This is a genomic window from uncultured Pontibacter sp. (genome assembly GCF_947495565.1).
Lineage (GTDB): Bacteria > Bacteroidota > Bacteroidia > Cytophagales > Hymenobacteraceae > Pontibacter.
On sequence record NZ_CANLZM010000013.1, the window covers coordinates 157136 to 174074 of the forward strand.

A 16939-nucleotide genomic window follows, 5' to 3' on the forward strand; every position below is an offset into this window, starting at 1 on the left:
TGTGGCCGTTCTTTTTAGGTCTCCACCACCAGCGTTTTAAGGCCGGCATAGTCTCCTGCAGGTGTTTTGCCGATCAGGTAGACAGGCATGTTGACGTCGCTGATCTTATAAGCCTTTGGGTTTTGGAGCAACTCGTTTAGCTTCTGAAGTAAATGCTTAAACCGAGGCGCAGCTTCTTTGGCGGCTTGATCAGCTTCCGCGTGTGGGTTAATCATGCGGTTTAGAAAATCCTCTAGTGCCAATTCTTGAACGCGCGTGCCGGAGGGCTTGCCATCCCATTCCACCATTATTTCTCCTGTAAATTCTTCCTCTTTAGGTTTTTCATGATAGTAAAACTCAAAAGGAGCATCGGTTTCGCTCATCATCAGAAGCCCTTGACTGGCCTCCATTAATTGCTGTTTAATTTTCTCTGGTTCCATAGTTTCAAAAATTGAAGGTCAAAAGAAGGCAACAATTATCTCTTTACCTCAACTATACTTATTATCTTTAGGTAAAGCCATACATTCTGAAAAACATTTAACTTAAAAACTATGCTAAAAGCTGAACCGATGTTGAAAGAGGGCGCTCTGAAAGGCAAAACGATTATAGTAACTGGTGGAGGCACAGGCTTAGGCCGCTCCATGGTGAAATATTTTCTGGAGCTAGGCGCTAATGCCGTTATCTGCAGCCGTAAGCTGGAGGTGCTGGAGCAAGCCGCCAGGGAGCTGGAAGAACAAACCGGCGGGAACGTGCTTCCGGTTGCCTGCGATGTGCGGAAGTATAACGAAATTGAAGCGATGTTGCAAGCCGCTTTAGACCGTTTCGGTAGTGTGGATGTGCTGGTAAACAACGCGGCAGGCAATTTTGTGAGCCCCACGGAACGCCTGAGCCACAAAGCCTTTGATGTGATTACGGACATCGTGCTGAAGGGCAGTTACAACTGTACGCTTGCCCTCGGAAAGCATTGGATAGAGCAGAAGCAGGAGGCTGCCATACTTAATATTGTCACCACCTATGCCTGGACTGGCTCTGGCTACGTAGTGCCCTCTGCCTGTGCCAAGGCAGGCGTGCTAGCCATGACACGCTCGCTGGCTGCGGAGTGGGCAAAGTATGGAATTCGATCTAACGCCATCGCTCCGGGGCCTTTTCCTACAGAAGGCGCCTGGACACGCCTTTTCCCAAAACAGCTGGCTGAAAAACTGGACCCTGTTAAACGCATACCGGTAGGCAGGTTTGGAGAGCATCAGGAATTGGCCAACCTGGCGGCTTATCTCGTTTCCGATTACGCTGCTTTTGTGAACGGCGAAGTAGTGACTATTGACGGGGGAGAGTGGCTGTACGGTGCCGGAGAGTTTAACTCGTTCGATCAGATACCGCAGGAAATGTGGGATGCCATGGAGAAGCAGATGAGGGGCAAAGGGCAATAAGTGCATCCCAACAAAAAGGCCTCTGCTGAATAAGCCGAGGCCTTTTTTAAAGTATAAGTAGGTCTTATTGGGCAGCTATAATGAGGCCTAGCACAAGGTTAACCCCCAGGCCGATACCCCAATTGGTCCATACTTTGCCGGCCTTCTTTTTGCGAGCCGACTTTTTGTAGCCGCTTTTGTAGTCAGCGTCCTGTAGCAGTTGGCTTGCCGGTGCATCCCAATTTTCTTCTTTGGGAGATACAGCCGAGGAAATGGCAGCCGGTACAAGGCCAACAATAGGAGAGAGGAGGCTGACAATAAGTGTACCCGTACCAGCCGCTTTGTAGCCGTCGTAGTATTGCTTTCCGTCAACTTGGCCTTTCGCATACATATCCAGGCCGCTGGTGGCCAATGCAGGTTCTACCACAACAGCCGGAGCGTCAGGTGTGGCTACTTTGGCAGAGGCCATGGCTTCCGGAGACGGCTGGCTATCCAGCTCAAACACTTCGGAAGTTTTATCCTCATAAGTAATAACCGTAATCTCTGACTTCGGCAAGATGTAAGTAGGGCCATCCTGGTGGCTGAAGCGCTTATACTTGATTTCTGAGTTAGAAACCTCTAGTACTTTCGCTTCCACTTTCTCGCCGGTGCGTTTTGTAATAACATCTTGTGCCTGAAGTGCCGAGCATAGGGTAATGGTAGACACAATCGTGAGTAAGAATTTTTTCATAAGCTTGTAATCATAAAATGGTTGGGCTTAAAATTATATGATTTTATTAATATTTACAACAGTAGAATTTATACTCGCCTAAAATAAAACAGCCCCGGCTTTGGGAGGCGGGGCTGTTTAAGTTTAAATAGGTTTTTGAAGTTATTTAAGCGTGGGGATTGACATATGCAGGGTCTCCGCCTTCATCTTCGTCGGGCCGGCCATTGCCACGGGCTCTGAGCTCAGCCAATCCTTTTTTGCCATAAGCCACTCTGGTGATGACAACGTAGAGCACAGGCACCACAAATATCGCCAGGAAAGTAGCAGCCAGCATACCGCCAATTACCACCCAGCCTATTGTTTGCCTCGATACCGCTCCGGCACCCGTTGCAAGCGCCAGCGGAACCACGCCAAGTATAAAGGCCATGGATGTCATTAGGATCGGGCGCAGACGAAGTATAACAGCCTCTATGGTTGCTTCGATCAGCTCCATGCCGCGGTCTACCCGCTCTTTTGCAAACTCCACAATCAGAATAGCATTTTTAGCAGCCAAACCAATCAGCGTAATCATACCAATTTGAGCGTACACATTGTTATCCAGCTTAGGTAGCACGGTTAAAGCCAGAATCGCCCCGAACATACCCAGCGGAATGGCAAAAAGTATAGAGAACGGAACAGACCAGCTTTCATACAGTGCCGCCAGCAAGAGCAGTACAAGTATAACTGACAAAGAGAAAATATAAACCGTGCTGCTTCCTGCTGCTAACTCTTCGCGGCTAAGGCCGGAGAAGTCGTAACCGTAGCCGGTTGGTAATACTTCCGCTGCCACTTCCTGCAGTGCCTGCAGTGCCTGGCCGCTACTGTAGCCCGGTGCGGCGCCTCCCATCACTTCCGCAGAACGGAATAGGTTATAGTGGGTAATTACAGCCGGGTTCTCTACCACACGCGAAGTTACCAGCGCACTCAATGGCACAGACCCACCTTGGCGGTTCATGACATAATACTGGTTCAGGCTCTCGATATCCATGCGGTAAGCGGTGTCGGCCTGTGCCACTACTCTGAAGTTACGGCCGTAGCGGGTAAAATCGTTTATATAGCGGCTACCCATTAGCGACGACATGGTGGCGTACACATCAGAAATAGACACGCCCAATTGCTTCGCTTTTTCTCGGTCTACTTCCACCTGGTATCCCGGTGTGCGGGTGTTAAAGAAGCTGTAAGCCATGGCAATTTCCGGGCGCTGGTTAGCAGCCATCAGGAACTGCCCAAGTGTAGCTTCAAACTCTTTCAGGTCGCCGCCACCCGCTTTTTGCTCCAGCATAAAGCTAAAGCCACCAGATTGCCCTAAACCTGGTATGGCAGGCGGTGCCACTACGATAACATTTGCTTCTTTGATAGCGGCAAAACGTTGGTTTAAGGTAGCCATTACACCTTGTAGCTGCTCTGACTCGTCTTTCCGTTGGTCCCATGGCTGCAGCTGCAGGAATATGGTACCACTGTTAGACTTAAAAGAGAAGTTGATCGCGTTCAGTCCTCCAATAGCTGTGTAGTTCCTAACTGCCGGTATGTCTGCCATAATGTCGCCCATCTCAGCTAGCAAAGCCTCTGTTCTGGTGGCTGAGGAGCCTTCCGGCAACTCTATCGAAATGAAAAGTCGGCCCTCATCCTCAGTTGGTATAAAGCCCGTTGGTTTAGAGGCAAACAAGCCTACAGTGCCTGCATAAAGGCAGGCAAGCAGCACAAGCACCAGTGGTGTAGCCTTTATACTTTTGCGAACCCCACGCGAGTATGAGTTAGTAGTTTTAGCAAACCAATTGTTGAACAGATAGAAGAACTTATTCAGGCCTCTTGAATCTTTGTTCACGTTCATCGGCTTTAGCATAATCGAGCAAAGGGCAGGCGTAAGCGTTAAGGCCACAAATGCTGATATAAGCACTGAGATAGCGATGGTGATGGCAAACTGCTGGTACAATCGACCTACAATACCAGGAATAAAGCCAACCGGAATAAATACAGCCGCCAAAATAAGAGCGATGGCTATAACCGGAGCCGTAATGTCTTTCATTGCCTTGCGGGTGGCCTCTCGGGCGGAAAGCCGCTCGTGGTCTATGTAATGCTGCACCGCCTCCACTACCACAATGGCGTCATCCACCACAATACCGATAGCCAGCACAAACCCAAAAAGGGTAAGCGTATTAATGGTGAAACCAAGCGGAATAAAGAAGATGAAGGTACCAATAATAGACACCGGAATAGCCAGGATCGGCACCAGTGTAGCACGCCAGCTCTGCAAGAACAGGAACACTACGATGATTACAAGTATAAGCGCCTCTACCAGCGTATTTACCACCTCATTGATGGATACCTGCACCACAGACACCGTTTCAAACGATACTACGTAATCCACATCAGCCGGGAAAGATGCCTTCAGCTCATCTAACGCTGCGTAAACGCCCTCAGCTGTTTCCAGGGCGTTACTTCCTGGTGCCTGGTACATGAGCAGAATGGCGGAAGGATTGCCGTTGATAGTAGCGGCACGTCCATAATCAAAGCGACCAAACTCTAAGCGAGCCACATCTCTCAAGTATACCAGGCTGCCATCAGCAGGATTTGTTCGCACCACAATATTGCCGAACTCTTCCTGCGTCTGCAGGCGGCCTCTTACCGTAATAGGATACTGGAAAGCCTGAGAGTCGTACTGTGGCTTTGCGCCTACTGTACCCGCTGCCACTTGCAGGTTCTGCTCTTGTATGGCTCCCGTAATCTCGTTGGTGCTGATGCCGTACTGCGCCAGTTTATCCGGCTTCAGCCACACACGCATACTAAAATCCTGCCCCAGCGCATTTATATCCCCAACACCCGGCACACGAAGCAATGCGTCGCGCACGTAAATGTTAGTATAGTTGTCCAGGTACTGCACATCATGGGTGCCGTTGGGTGAGAAAATGCCCACCACCATCATAATACTTGGGTTACGCTTTCGCACGGTCACACCCAGTCGGCGCACTTCCTCCGGCAGGCTTGGCTCCGCAATACTGGCCCGGTTCTGCACATCCAGCGTGGCAATATCAATGTCGGTGCCTACCTCAAACGTAACCGACATGTTCATTTGGCCGGTACTTGTATTGGTAGAGGTAATGTACGCCATGCCCGGTGTACCGTTAATCTGCGTTTCCACGGGCGTGGCAACCGTCTGCTCCACCGTTTGTGCATCAGCTCCAGTATAGATAGCCGATACAGAAACTGTAGGAGGGGAGATGTCCGGGTATTGCGTTACCGGCAAATTCATCATGGCCAGCAGTCCCACCAGCACGATCACAATGGAGATCACAATGGAGGTGACGGGCCTTCTTATAAATACATCTGATATCATTCTTCGTCTTAATTTCTGCTGATAGTATGTTTCTGAATTACCTGCCAGTTGGCTGCTGCGGCGTTTCTTGTGGCTCACCGACCTGTACTTTAGATCCCTGGCGCAGCTTCTGAATTCCGTCAACTACAATCTGCTGATTTTCCTTAAGGCCTTCCCGGATCACAATATTGCCGTTGAACCTGGTGCCTAGCTCCACGTTTTGCTGCACAGCGGAATCTCCCTGCACCACATAGACAAAGAACTCCCCAAGCTGCTCCGACACTGCTTTATAGGGAATAACCAGCTGGCTGCCGATGTCCTGGTTCAGCACGTTCATGGTCACTGTCATACCTGAGATTAGCACGCCACCAGAGTTCGGGAACTGCACCCTGACGGTTGTAGTACCGGACTGGCGCCCGATGGCTCTGTCTATAGCCAGTAATTTGCCGGTGTGCGGGTATGGATCTCCACCGTTTAAGCTGATCGTGAAGAGTGAGTCCGGCTGGTTGCCCTGCTGCATTTTGCTGAAGCGGCTAATTTCCTGCTCGTTAACTACAAAGTCCACGGCAATAGGATCGGTAGAGGAGATAGTGTTTAGCAGCGGCTGCCCCGGAGAAACCTGCGCCCCAACCCGAACCTGTGAAATGCCGATGGTGCCGCTGAAAGGTGCCGTTATGGTAGAGTAGCCAACATCTGTTGAGGCGCTTTGTACCTGTGCCTCTGCCGATGCTACCTGCGCCTGTGCAGTTTGTACTTCGGTGCGGGCATAATCCACCTGTTGCCTTGCAATGGCATCGCGCTCGGCCAGTCTTTCATACCGCTCCAAGTCTTTCTGTACCCTGGCTAGGTTTGCCTTGGCGCTTTGCAGGTTAGCACGTGCCTGTTGCAGCCCTGCCTGGTACTTGCTTTGGTCTATCTCATATAATTTCTGGCCTTTTTTTACCTGCTGGCCGTCCTGCACATAGATGTTAGTGATGTAGCCAGCCACTTGCGGGCGCAACTCCACCTCTTGCAGCGCCACCACGGATGCCGGGTAGCTGTCTGTGCCCATTACGTTTTGCTCCTGTACATGGTAGGTGTTTACCGGAATAGCCCGGGCGGCTGGGTTCATTTGCTGCTGCCCTTTCTCGTTGCCACCGCAGGAAACAAGTGAAGCCGGTCCGATAATGGCTGTGATAAGCCAGGCGTATTTATTCTTCATTCTATGGAAAGATGTAGTGATTTAACGATTGATGTCTATGGTGCCTAAAGCGCGCTGGTAATCCAGTTTGCTTGCCAGCAGGTTGTAAAGGGCGTTGTAATAATTAAGCTGCGTGGCGCGCAATTCGCTTTCGGCTACCACCAGGTCCACGTAGGCTTTTACGCCCTCGTCGTACTGCAGCTTAATGATATCGTACACTTCCTGGGCTAGCTGCAGGTTATTCTGTAGGGTACGCCACTCCGTATAGTCGCTTTTATAGTTGGCTAGCGCCGACTGGTATTCGGTGTTGATGGCCTTACGGGTATTCTCCATTTCGATATCCAAGCGCTGTTCCTGCAGCTGCGCGATCCGCAGGTTCTGTACTCTGCGGGTTCCCTGGAATATTGGCACAGACACCTGAAGGCCAACTGCTGAAGTCGGATAAGACTGGTTATACAGGTCCGATAGCTCATTGTTAAAGTATAGCCAGTTGTAATTACCAAATGCTGAGACGGTGGGCAGGAAGCTCCATTTGTTGTAGGCAGTATTTAAGCGTAACAGCTCACGCTGCGTCTGCAGTTGTTGCAGCTCAACACGGTTCGCAAATTCGATTATTCTAGTGGTATCGACCAAAACCGCCTGCTCCATTCTAGTATAATCATACTCCAGCTGCACCTCGGTTTCGATTGGGAAACCCATCAGCTGCTTCAGGTACGCTACTTTGGCTTTGGTGCCTTCCTGCGCACGTTTGATACTACTTCTGATGTTTGCTAACGTTATGGAAGCGCGCTGGTAATCCGTTTTGTCTACTAGGCCAACATCATACCTGCTTTTAGCATCGTTGTACTGTTTCTGCTGCCGCTGTAGGTTTACCTCTAAAATACGAAGCTGCTCTTGCGTGAGCAGCACATCATAGAAAGCTTTGCTTACCTCTACCACCGTATTTATTTTAGTGTTCAGGGTTTGCTGGTCTAGTTGCCGCCTGCTGAATTTTGCTGCCTTAGAGGCTAAGAGCAGTTCGCTGCTGTACAAGGTCTGCGTTGCCTCTAACATTACATTAGAAGTATACTTTTGCCCTAAAGTCACGATCTGATCCCCGAAAGGCTGTTGTTGCAGTTTTATATTGTGCGTGCCGCCGTATCGGGCTGCAACCTGCGGGAGCCATCCTGATAAATTAGCATTGATCTCTCGCTCTCCGATGGCTTCATCCAAAAGAGACTGCTCCACAGCGGCACGGTTTTTAAGCGCAAACGCCACACACTGCTCCAGCGTCAGGTTTTCTTTAGCCGGTGCCGCGCCGTTCTGGGCTAGCAGCAGGGTAGGCGACAGCAGGCATCCAAGCAAGAGCGCCTTTAATCGTTTTAGAAATTTCATGTAAACTGTTGTTGATCTTTAAGAAGTGATAGGATAGTGTTCATCTCCTGAAGCGGTGAGATGATTAAATTTTGGAGTATCATCTGTTCATAGTTTTAAGTTGGTGTGTGATGGTTTTCTTCTAGTATGATTCTACTTGAGGTTAAAACTTACGACTTATCATTTCGGTTTTGCATGCCGTCCCAAAGTATGAGCGGAATCTGCTCTAGCTCACCGTTCTGTAATTTTAGTCCTCCCAATACCTGTATTTTTACCGTAGATATAATGTTGCTGTGTGCCAGCGTACCCAAAATTTTAGAGCTTATTGGCCTTAGATGCCCTTCTTGTATGCCTCGCTCAAAAAACTGGAATAGCAGCCGGTGAAAATCATCCTTCACAAACTCTGACTGTCCGGTATTGTAAGGGGAGTTTACGAATTGTTCAAAGAAGCGGAATATGCCTGTGTTCTTGCTATAGTAAGTATAAAGGCCGTGCCACAGGTTAAAGAAGCATTTTTGAAAAGGGATATCCGCTCTGTCCTCGCGCTTTAGCACCTCAATGGACTGCTGCTGTATGTAATGATACAGCTCCAGGATCAGCACCTCTTTGCTTTCGAAGTAATGGTAGATGGTGCCTGCAGCCACTCCGGCTTTTTTAGCCACCAGACTCATGGGCGTGCCATGGAATCCGTTTTCTTTCACCAGCTCCAGTGTACTCTCAAAAATCGCTTTTTTCTTATCCGCTATCGGCATCCTAAATTTGCTTAATTGAACGTTCATTCGGTTTGCAAAGATATGGCTCGATTTCTCGTTATCAAACCAAATATGGCATTTCCGGCAGAACCGTAATTGGCTAAATCACGCCTTTATAATTCTGAATCAGCTTAAATGTTTTATTATTGTTTAGTTAAGATTTCTCTCAAGCAAACGTTCTATCCAGAAAATCAGGAAGAGGGCAACCAGGTTTATACCTATAAATTTCTGCCCCAGGTCGGTGCCGATGCTAAAGTGAAAGGAAGACAGTGCCAGCCTGAATTTAAACAGCCAGCCGCCAACCATGTCTACTCCAACACCAACGCGCAGGCCAGCGACATACTGAAAGCCGTATGCCCCAAACGAAAAGTATAGAACCTGAAAAACCTGGTTCAGGAGTGACAGTTGTAAACCCCGTTTTGGGTTACGCAGGATAAATCGGCCGCAAAGTATGGAAAACACATACAGCACACCGGCAAACAACCCGAGCCGCAGCACTTGCTGTGTAACGGTTACCTCTCCGCTGAACATCACCCAAATAGTAAGGCCAATGCCCAAAAGGCCGCCCAGCATCTGGTAAATGGCAAGCGCTTTAAGCTGATTCTTAGTGTTCAAGACTTATTTATACTTTAAAATGCCTGTAGCATTAAACAGTTGTAGCTACAAAAGTTTGGCAAATGTACTAAAAATCTACTTGCTAACAGGTTTGAGGATGTGATTTAAGACAGGTAGCGGTTTTGATCAGACAAAGAGCAAGGTCAGAAGTATTAATAGCAGCTACTGCTGTTTAAAAGCTTTGTCAGCTGGATTTATGATTTAGAGGCTTTAGAAAAGGGATGGCAGCTAATTGGCTATCATTCCGATGCGAGACAATCGCTTATGTTTTGCGGTGCAGAAGTTTTACTTTGGCTGGTGCAGATCAGCCTTATTTATACTTTGTTTTCAAAAGCTGCGCGATCTTCATCATGCCGGTGCTGGCTTTTTCCTCATATTGATGCAAGGTTGAGTGAGCCCGCATACTTGGCAAGTTAGGGTCAACTACAAAAACAGGCACTTCATGCGAAACATAATCCACTAAACCGGCGGCAGGGTACACCACCAGCGAAGTGCCTACAACCAGAAAAATATCTGCCTCTAAAGTATGCTCAATAGCTTTTTCCATCATAGGCACCGGCTCCCCGAACCAGACGATGTTGGGGCGAAGCTGCGAGCCGCGTTCACATTTTTCTCCTTTGTTTAGCTCCCAACCTTTAATTGGGTAAACAAGCGTGGGGTCTAGAGTGCTGCGGCTCTCGAACAGCTTGCCGTGCAGGTGCAGCACATTGGAAGAACCGGCCCGCTCATGCAGGTCATCCACATTCTGAGTGATAATGCGCACATCAAAGTCCTGCTCCAGTTCAGCTAGGGCCAGGTGCGCTGGGTTGGGTTGAACACTGTGGGCGTTTTTACGGCGCTGGTTGTAAAAATCCAGTACAAGGGCCGGGTTTTTGCGCCAGCCTTCCGGGGTGGCTACTTCCATTACATCATAGCCTTCCCAAAGCCCGTTGGCATCCCTGAAGGTGGCCACCCCGCTTTCTGCGCTAATCCCTGCGCCAGTTAAAACCACAAGTTTTTTCATCACGCTCTTAAATTTTTAACCCAGTTTGGAGACATTCTTATGATTAACGTTATAAGTTTTAGAAGAGCTAAGGTTACAGCTTTTGCAGAACTTAGGCAAGCCGGAAAACCATAATTGATGTCTAGCAATTCTTTAATAGCCAGGTATACAGAAGTATGGATTTGCTGCGAACACGAAACCTGGAGAAGTTAGGTCCAGAATGAAATTGCAAAATCCATTTTAAATAAAATCCTGCTCTACAGATACTAGAGTTGCTTTTAGGGTAGTATATTCGCTAAATTTTATAAGAATGATAAAGAGGAGCGAGCGCCTTAACAATGTGTCTTACGACCTGTGCGGGCCTTTGTACGAGAAAGCGAAAGAACTGGAGCTGGAGGGGCACCGCATTACAAAGCTCAACATCGGAAATCCGGCCCCTTTTGGGTTTGAAGCACCTAAGGAAGTGGTGCAGCATGTTATCCGCAACTTTGCTAACGCCCAAGGGTATTCTGACCATAAAGGGTTGTTCAGCGCCAGACATGCTGTGAAACGCTATTATAGGGAGAAAGGGATTGCTAACATTAGTGAGGAGGATGTATACTTAGGTAACGGGCTGAGCGAGCTGATTATGCATGCTGTAGAGGCACTGCTGAATGCCGGGGATGAGGTGCTTGTGCCATCCCCGGATTATCCTTTATGGACGGCGGCGGTACGTTTTGCCGGAGGAAAGGCCGTGCACTACCACTGCGACGAAGAGGCCAACTGGTTTCCGGATGTACAGGATATCAAACGTAAAATTACAGACCGCACGCGTGCACTTGTACTCATAAATCCTAACAACCCAACAGGTGCGGTTTACTCAAAGGAAGTGCTGCAGGAGCTGGTGCAACTGGCAGAAGCGGAAAATCTGGTTATTTTTTCGGATGAGATTTACGATAAGATACTTTATAACGACACAGCTTTCACCTCAACAGCTACTTTATCTGAGTCAGTACTTTTTGTCACGTTCAGCGGCTTGTCCAAGAATTACTTGGCGGCAGGCTTCAGGGCGGGGTGGATGCTGGTGAGTGGTGCCAAGCATAAGGCGCAGGAGTACATATGTGGGCTGAACATCCTGGCTAGCTTGCGCGTGTGCAGCAATGTGCCAGCTCAGTTTGCCATTGAGGCCGCGCTAAACGGGCAGCACAACATTTTTGAACTGACAAAACCTACCGGCAGGCTGGGCATACAGCGGGAAATATGCTATGAGAAACTAACAACCATACCGGGCATCACATGTGTAAAGCCAAACGGTGCTTTTTATATGTTTCCGAAACTTGACATGAAACAGTATAACCTAGCCAGTGATCAGCAGTTAGCGTTAGGTTTACTTTCGGAGCAGCACGTGCTGCTGGTGCCGGGTTCTGGGTTTAATTATCCGTACCACGACCACTTTAGAGTAGTGTACTTACCGGCGCCCGAAGAGCTGAGCCAAACAATGGACAGGCTGCAAACCTTCTTTAAAAACCATCAGCAGTAAAACCGAAAACTAAGAACAAGCCAAAGCCGCAACGGATTTCTGCTGCGGCTTTGGCTTGTTTTAAATCAATTTAACTTATAAAGTATACTTGCGGCCTTTGTTTTGCTCCTGCAGGTAATCCATTAGCGGCTGGAAGTAATCTACCATGGCGCGGGCGCTCAGCTCTTCGCCGGTCTTCTCTTTCAGCATCTGGCGCCAGTCAGCAGAGGCTCCCGGATACATGATATCACGCAGGAAGCTGCCCACCTCTTTACTGCCGTAGTAGTTCGTGGCGTGCGGGTCCTGCTTCAGGATGTTCTTGGCGATGTGGTCGTGCAGTTGGAACAGTATAACATAGCTCATGGCGTAGTCATAGTACTGGGCGGCATCATCATTGATGTGAGTTTTAGTGGCGGCATCCAGGTAGTTCTCACCACGGTTTGAGGGCGGCACTATACCCTGATACTTTTTAGTAAGCTCCCACCAACGCTTGTTCAATTGGTCAGCAGGAAGGTCTTTAGCATAAAAATCATGTTCCCACTCGCTCATTACGCCGGATGAGAAAGGAATGAACACAACATAGCTCAGCGCTTCCTTCAGCAGTGTCTGCACATCATCGGTTTTGGTGTTTTTATCGATCAGGTTAAGCTCCGCTAGGAACGGTTTCTGCATCGCTGCCAAACCCAGCAAGGAGCCAACTGCTTCGTGGTACGCTCGGTTAGCCCCGCCTCGCAACAGCACAGGCACATCAGGGTTGGTGTAAGTCATGTAATAATAAATGTGGCCCAGCTCGTGATGCGTCGTCTCATACCACTCTGCATTTGGCTCCACACTCATCAGGCAGCGCACATCGTCCTGCAGGTTCATGTGCCAGGCCGAGGCGTGGTTGTTCTTTTTATAATTTGCATCTGCCGGCAGCGGGTACAGGCTCGACTTGGTGTAGAACGTCTGCGGCAGCTCCGGAAAGCCCATGCTGGTGTAGAAGCGCTCGGCCTGCTTTACCTGCCACTCCGCGCCTTTGGGGTGCAGGGCGGCGTCAAGGTCAATACCTTCCACGTTTACCATGGCGCTCCAGTCCTGGCCCCAGCGGTTCGGAACCCAATGGGCCGGCAAATAATCCGGCACCTCTTTTACGCCATACTTCTTAGCCAGCTCATAACGGGCATAGGTGTGCAACTCGCTGTAAAGCGGACGCAGCTCCTGGTTTATCTGCTGCATCAGGTTCATCATCTCTCCGCGCGTCATCCCGTAATCGGAGGCTTGGTAAGTGAAGTAATCATCGTAGCCAAGGCTCTGCACTGTTTTGTTGCGCAGCTGTCGCAGGTCCAGGAGCCCTTCTTTCAAGTTAGGGCCAACCTCTTTGCTGGCATTCCAGGCATCCAACCGCTTTCTAATATCGGTTTCAGATTTCAGGATGTTGTCGATATCATTGGTGCTAACCGATTTCTCATAGATGCGGTAATCAAAACCGTACAGCTTTTCAGTTTGCTCAGTTTCTGCCTTGATTCGGGCTTTCACCACATCCGGGATGATCTGAGGGTTGTTGGCGCCGGCGTAAAGTATGGCGTCAAACTGTTTTACCTGCAGCGGGGTCAGCTGGTCTTTTTTATCCAGCATGTTACGGGCCATTTCGATATTTTCTGCACTTCCGCTAAAGGCAGCAAAGGCCTCGTTGGCCCGGCGCGTGGCAGCGGCATTGGTGGTATCGCCTTCTACAATCTTGGTATTAGAAGTCCATTCAGCCTCAGCAGATTTTGTGTAAAGCTGCTGATAAGTTTGGGAGTACTGGTCCAGAAAAGCCTGTGCCTCCTCCTGTGCTTCTGTCATTTCTACGGTCTGCTCTGTACCCGCTGTTTCCGACTTTTGGCTAGAGCAGGAGGAGAGGAGCACGGCGGCGGTGAGGCCGGTAAAGATTAGTTTTTTCATGGATTAGGTTTGCGGTTATCTGACTAAGATACTATAGAAGACAAGTATAAACAAGCCTTATAAGCATTCTGTCGACTGAGGAATGTTACCTGAAACTGTAAGCAGGGACTAAAGCTATCGACTGTTTGAATTTAATTTAACCAGAAACGGCACCCATCGGTGCCGTTTTTGATACTTCTTAATAAGATTGCTAATCTAGCTAGCTGTTCTCCTCTTCCGGCAGCTGCGCCTCCTGAAGCAGGTTATTGTCTATCGTTTTGCTGGTTTTTGCGCCTAACTCGCGCAGTATTTCTACCCTACGGATGAGGTTGCCGCGGCCTTCGGTAAGTTTATTCATGGCTGCATTATAGGAGCTTTGGCTGCTTTCTAGGTGTTTGCCTATCGTTTTCAGGTCATCTACAAAGCCCACGAACTTATCATACAGCTTGCCGCTTTCATCGGCTATTTTCAGCACGTTTCGTTTCTGGTCTTCCTGTCGCCACACACCCGCTACTGTGCGCAGCGTGGCTAAAAGGGTAGAGGTTGTCACCAGCACTATATTTTTATCAAAAGCATCGGTAAACAGGGCGTGGTCGTGCTGCACAGCCAGGTTAAAGGCTGGCTCAATGGGAATGTACATCAACACGAAATCCGGGGAGTTGATGCCAGTAAGGCGATGGTAGCTTTTGCGGCCAAGATCTGAGAAGTGGGTGCGCACCGAGTTTATATGGCCGCGCAAGTATACTTCCTGCTGGTTCTCGTCCTCGCAGCTGCAGTATGCCTCATACGCCACCAACGACATCTTTGAGTCGATAATCAGGTGCTTGCCCTCAGGAAGGCGCACAATTACGTCCGGGCGGTATACTTGCTTCTCATCGTTCTGACGAACTTCCTCACGCTCATAATGTACGCCTTTGCGCAGCCCTGATTTCTCCAGCAGACTTTCCAGCAGGTACTCGCCCCAGTTGCCCTGCGTTTTGCTCTCGCCTTTCAGCGCTCTGGTTAGGTTCACGGCATCCTGGCTCATCTGTTGGTTTAGCGAAGCCAGCTGCGTGATCTGCTCTTTTAGTGAAATGCTGTCTTTTAGCGTTTTCTCATAAGTTTGCTCTACTTTTACTTCAAACTCTTTGATGCGCTCTTTCAGCGGAGAGAGAATACGCTCCAGGTTCTCGGACGAGGCTTTGTTGAAGTGCTCAGCATTAGACATGAGCACCTGGTTGGAGATGCTCTGGAACTGCTGCAGGAATTTCTCGCGCAGCTGCTCCAGCTCACGGCCTTGTTCCTGCAGGCGTGTTTTCAGGTGCTCATAGTCAGTTTCGGTTTTGGTGAGGGCGTTGGTCAGGTCCAGCGTTTCAGACTGCGCCTCCCGTAGCTGAGACTTAAGCTGCTGCATCTCCTCGCTTTTTTGCTTGGCCTGCGCCTCCAGCACGCCCTGGGTAATGGCAGCTTGTTTAGCGGTTTGCTCTAAAGCGCTCATTTTACCTTTCAGCGCCAGAAAAGCCACTACCAATCCTCCCAAAAATGCTGCTAATCCTACGATAATCTCCATAGGGTAAAGGTAAAGTTTTTTAGTATGGCAGCAAACCGTTTTGCTAATGAAATTAGTTTAGCTTGCTTTGCCTTCTGTAGCAAGTATACTTCTGCAAAGCTTGTGGTTTAAGTTTGATTTAATTGATCGGGCACATCAAACTTACCTTACATAGCTCACCTTATACTTTTTACCTTTGATTTTAGCGCTGTTCAGCTTTTCTACAGCCTGTTTGGCGGCGTAATTTGGCACGGCCACAAAGCTGTGGTGATCCTGAATTTCTATTTTGCCGATTTCAGCTACGTTCAGGCCAACTTCAGCAATCAGTGCGCCCACAATATCGCGTGGACTAAGTTTGCCTTTGCGCCCGCCGCTAATGTGTAGCGTGGTAAGCGCAGGCGTTGTCGGGGCCGCCGGTTTGGCTGGCTTATTTAGCTGCTGCAGCTCCAGCCATTTGTTTACCTGTACTTCGGGCCACTGCGCTAGCTTTTGCTCTTCCCGCGTGTTAAGCAAGGTATAAACCATTCCTGATTTACCGGCTCTGCCGGTGCGGCCGCTGCGGTGCAGGTAAGCATCCTGATGCTGCGGTAACTCATAGTGCACTATCTGCTGCAGTACATCAATGTCGAGGCCGCGTGCGGCAAGGTCTGTGGCTACAAGTATGGCGGTGGTGCCGTTTCGGAAAAGTGTCATGGTTTTGTCGCGCTCCCGCTGCTCCAGCTTTCCGTGCAGTGGTTTGGCAGAGAAGCCATGGTCTTGCAGGTGCTGCGCCACTTCTTCGGTGGTGAGGCGGGCATTTACGAAAACAACCGTTCCTGCTGTATCTATGCTTTGCAGCAACTGTACCAGCCCGAGCCTTTTTTGCGCGTCCTGCAGCTTAACCCCGAAATACTGAATCCGGTCTGGTACGGCAGAGGCGGTGGCTTGCACAAATTTCGGGTCCTGCAGCGAATTGGCGATCAGCTGTTTTACGTTTTCCTCCATGGTGGCGGAGAAAAGGATTGTCTGGCGTTTAGCAGGCAATGCCGTTAGCAGCTGGTCCAACTCTTCTTCAAAGTCCATCTCCAGAAGCTTATCCGCCTCATCTAAAACAACTTTGGTAGCCATACTTAAATTTAAGGTTCTGCGGCTAAGGTGATCTGTCAGGCGACCGGGCGTGCCGACTAATACCTGTGGCGGGTGCTCCAGCGATCCTTCTTCCAGACGGAAGGAATGGCCTCCGTAAAAAGCGCTTATCTTTAAATTCGGAACAAAGCGGGCATACTGCTTTAGCTCCTGGCGCACCTGCACGGCAAGCTCACGGGTAGGAACCACAATCAGGGCCTGCACCTGCTGCACATCCGGATTTATATTTTGGAGTAGCGCCAGGCCGAACGCGGCAGTTTTACCGCTACCGGTTTCTGCTTGCCCCGCCACATCGTGCCCCTGCAGCAGCAAAGGAATGGCTTGCTCCTGTATGGGAGTTGGAGAAGTATATTGCAGTGCCTGCAGCCCCTGAAGCAGGGAGGACTTAAGTTTCAGTTGCTCGAAAGTAGCCATGGTTTGGTAGTTCGTAAGTTGCAAAGGTACAGCAATTATACTTCATCATTTTTTATTGTGATGACTTAGAGGCTGTTTTGATTTGATTGAATAAAAAAGCAGGTGCCGGTTGTTCAGGTAAGAAAAGTTTGCAGACTTATG

At 49.3% G+C, this 16939-nt stretch carries 13 protein-coding genes; 2 read left to right on the forward strand and 11 right to left on the reverse strand.

Annotated elements, in window-relative coordinates:
• Positions 1 to 14: 14 nt before the first annotated feature.
• Positions 15 to 419 (reverse strand): nuclease A inhibitor family protein, encoded by a 405-nt coding sequence (locus Q1B04_RS16265; RefSeq protein WP_299760708.1) that lies wholly within the window; start codon positions 417 to 419, stop codon positions 15 to 17.
• A gap of 111 nt (positions 420 to 530) precedes the next feature.
• Here Q1B04_RS16265 and Q1B04_RS16270 point away from each other — a divergent pair, with 111 nt between their 5' ends.
• Entirely contained in the window at positions 531 to 1406 is an 876-nt protein-coding gene (locus Q1B04_RS16270; protein WP_299760710.1) for an SDR family oxidoreductase, read from the forward strand.
• A 64-nt stretch (positions 1407 to 1470) separates the two neighbouring features.
• On the opposite strand, the gene Q1B04_RS16275 is transcribed toward Q1B04_RS16270, so the two are convergent.
• The 7 genes from Q1B04_RS16275 to Q1B04_RS16305 all read right to left on the reverse strand — a co-directional run bounded on the left by Q1B04_RS16275 (position 1471) and on the right by Q1B04_RS16305 (position 10349).
• Positions 1471 to 2115 carry a hypothetical protein gene (locus Q1B04_RS16275; protein ID WP_299760712.1) on the reverse strand — a complete coding sequence of 215 codons (645 nt, stop codon included), beginning with the start codon at positions 2113 to 2115 and terminating at the stop codon, positions 1471 to 1473.
• Positions 2116 to 2260: 145 nt separating this feature from the next.
• Positions 2261 to 5467 (reverse strand): multidrug efflux RND transporter permease subunit, encoded by a 3207-nt coding sequence (locus Q1B04_RS16280; RefSeq protein WP_299760732.1) that lies wholly within the window; start codon positions 5465 to 5467, stop codon positions 2261 to 2263.
• Positions 5468 to 5504: 37 nt separating this feature from the next.
• A complete protein-coding gene (locus tag Q1B04_RS16285; RefSeq protein ID WP_299760714.1) occupies positions 5505 to 6647 on the reverse strand; it encodes an efflux RND transporter periplasmic adaptor subunit in 1143 nt (380 codons plus the stop codon).
• Positions 6648 to 6668: 21 nt separating this feature from the next.
• Positions 6669 to 8000, reverse strand: coding sequence for a TolC family protein (locus Q1B04_RS16290; protein ID WP_299760716.1), 1332 nt, complete (start codon positions 7998 to 8000; stop codon positions 6669 to 6671).
• A 149-nt stretch (positions 8001 to 8149) separates the two neighbouring features.
• Complete coding sequence (locus Q1B04_RS16295) at positions 8150 to 8758, reverse strand: TetR/AcrR family transcriptional regulator (RefSeq protein ID WP_299760718.1); 609 nt, start codon at positions 8756 to 8758, stop codon at positions 8150 to 8152.
• A 123-nt stretch (positions 8759 to 8881) separates the two neighbouring features.
• Positions 8882 to 9346, reverse strand: a complete 465-nt coding sequence (locus tag Q1B04_RS16300; RefSeq protein ID WP_299760720.1) for a hypothetical protein — start codon at positions 9344 to 9346, stop codon at positions 8882 to 8884.
• Between the two features lie 310 nt (positions 9347 to 9656).
• Positions 9657 to 10349: an NAD-dependent deacylase gene (locus Q1B04_RS16305; protein ID WP_299760734.1), complete on the reverse strand. Its 693-nt coding sequence runs from the start codon at positions 10347 to 10349 to the stop codon at positions 9657 to 9659.
• Between the two features lie 289 nt (positions 10350 to 10638).
• On the opposite strand from Q1B04_RS16305, the gene Q1B04_RS16310 reads away from it, so the two are divergent.
• Entirely contained in the window at positions 10639 to 11847 is a 1209-nt protein-coding gene (locus Q1B04_RS16310; protein WP_299760722.1) for a pyridoxal phosphate-dependent aminotransferase, read from the forward strand.
• Positions 11848 to 11922: 75 nt separating this feature from the next.
• On the opposite strand, the gene Q1B04_RS16315 is transcribed toward Q1B04_RS16310, so the two are convergent.
• The 3 genes from Q1B04_RS16315 to Q1B04_RS16325 all read right to left on the reverse strand — a co-directional run bounded on the left by Q1B04_RS16315 (position 11923) and on the right by Q1B04_RS16325 (position 16798).
• Positions 11923 to 13752 (reverse strand): M2 family metallopeptidase, encoded by a 1830-nt coding sequence (locus tag Q1B04_RS16315; protein WP_299760724.1) that lies wholly within the window; start codon positions 13750 to 13752, stop codon positions 11923 to 11925.
• 199 nt (positions 13753 to 13951) lie between these two features.
• On the reverse strand, positions 13952 to 15280 hold the full coding sequence (gene rmuC / locus Q1B04_RS16320; RefSeq protein WP_299760726.1) for a DNA recombination protein RmuC: 1329 nt from the start codon (positions 15278 to 15280) through the stop codon (positions 13952 to 13954).
• Between the two features lie 141 nt (positions 15281 to 15421).
• Entirely contained in the window at positions 15422 to 16798 is a 1377-nt protein-coding gene (locus Q1B04_RS16325; RefSeq protein WP_299760728.1) for a DEAD/DEAH box helicase, read from the reverse strand.
• Positions 16799 to 16939: the final 141 nt, after the last annotated feature.

Coding starts and splice junctions, on each gene's coding strand:
- Q1B04_RS16290 (WP_299760716.1), bottom strand. CDS start 8,000: ATGAAATTTCTAAAACGATTAAAGGCGCTCTTGCTTGGATGCCTGCTG.
- Q1B04_RS16310 (WP_299760722.1), top strand. CDS start 10,639: ATGATAAAGAGGAGCGAGCGCCTTAACAATGTGTCTTACGACCTGTGC.
- Q1B04_RS16295 (WP_299760718.1), bottom strand. CDS start 8,758: ATGAACGTTCAATTAAGCAAATTTAGGATGCCGATAGCGGATAAGAAA.
- Q1B04_RS16285 (WP_299760714.1), bottom strand. CDS start 6,647: ATGAAGAATAAATACGCCTGGCTTATCACAGCCATTATCGGACCGGCT.
- Q1B04_RS16265 (WP_299760708.1), bottom strand. CDS start 419: ATGGAACCAGAGAAAATTAAACAGCAATTAATGGAGGCCAGTCAAGGG.
- rmuC (WP_299760726.1), bottom strand. CDS start 15,280: ATGGAGATTATCGTAGGATTAGCAGCATTTTTGGGAGGATTGGTAGTG.
- Q1B04_RS16305 (WP_299760734.1), bottom strand. CDS start 10,349: ATGAAAAAACTTGTGGTTTTAACTGGCGCAGGGATTAGCGCAGAAAGC.
- Q1B04_RS16270 (WP_299760710.1), top strand. CDS start 531: ATGCTAAAAGCTGAACCGATGTTGAAAGAGGGCGCTCTGAAAGGCAAA.
- Q1B04_RS16280 (WP_299760732.1), bottom strand. CDS start 5,467: ATGATATCAGATGTATTTATAAGAAGGCCCGTCACCTCCATTGTGATC.
- Q1B04_RS16275 (WP_299760712.1), bottom strand. CDS start 2,115: ATGAAAAAATTCTTACTCACGATTGTGTCTACCATTACCCTATGCTCG.
- Q1B04_RS16325 (WP_299760728.1), bottom strand. CDS start 16,798: ATGGCTACTTTCGAGCAACTGAAACTTAAGTCCTCCCTGCTTCAGGGG.
- Q1B04_RS16315 (WP_299760724.1), bottom strand. CDS start 13,752: ATGAAAAAACTAATCTTTACCGGCCTCACCGCCGCCGTGCTCCTCTCC.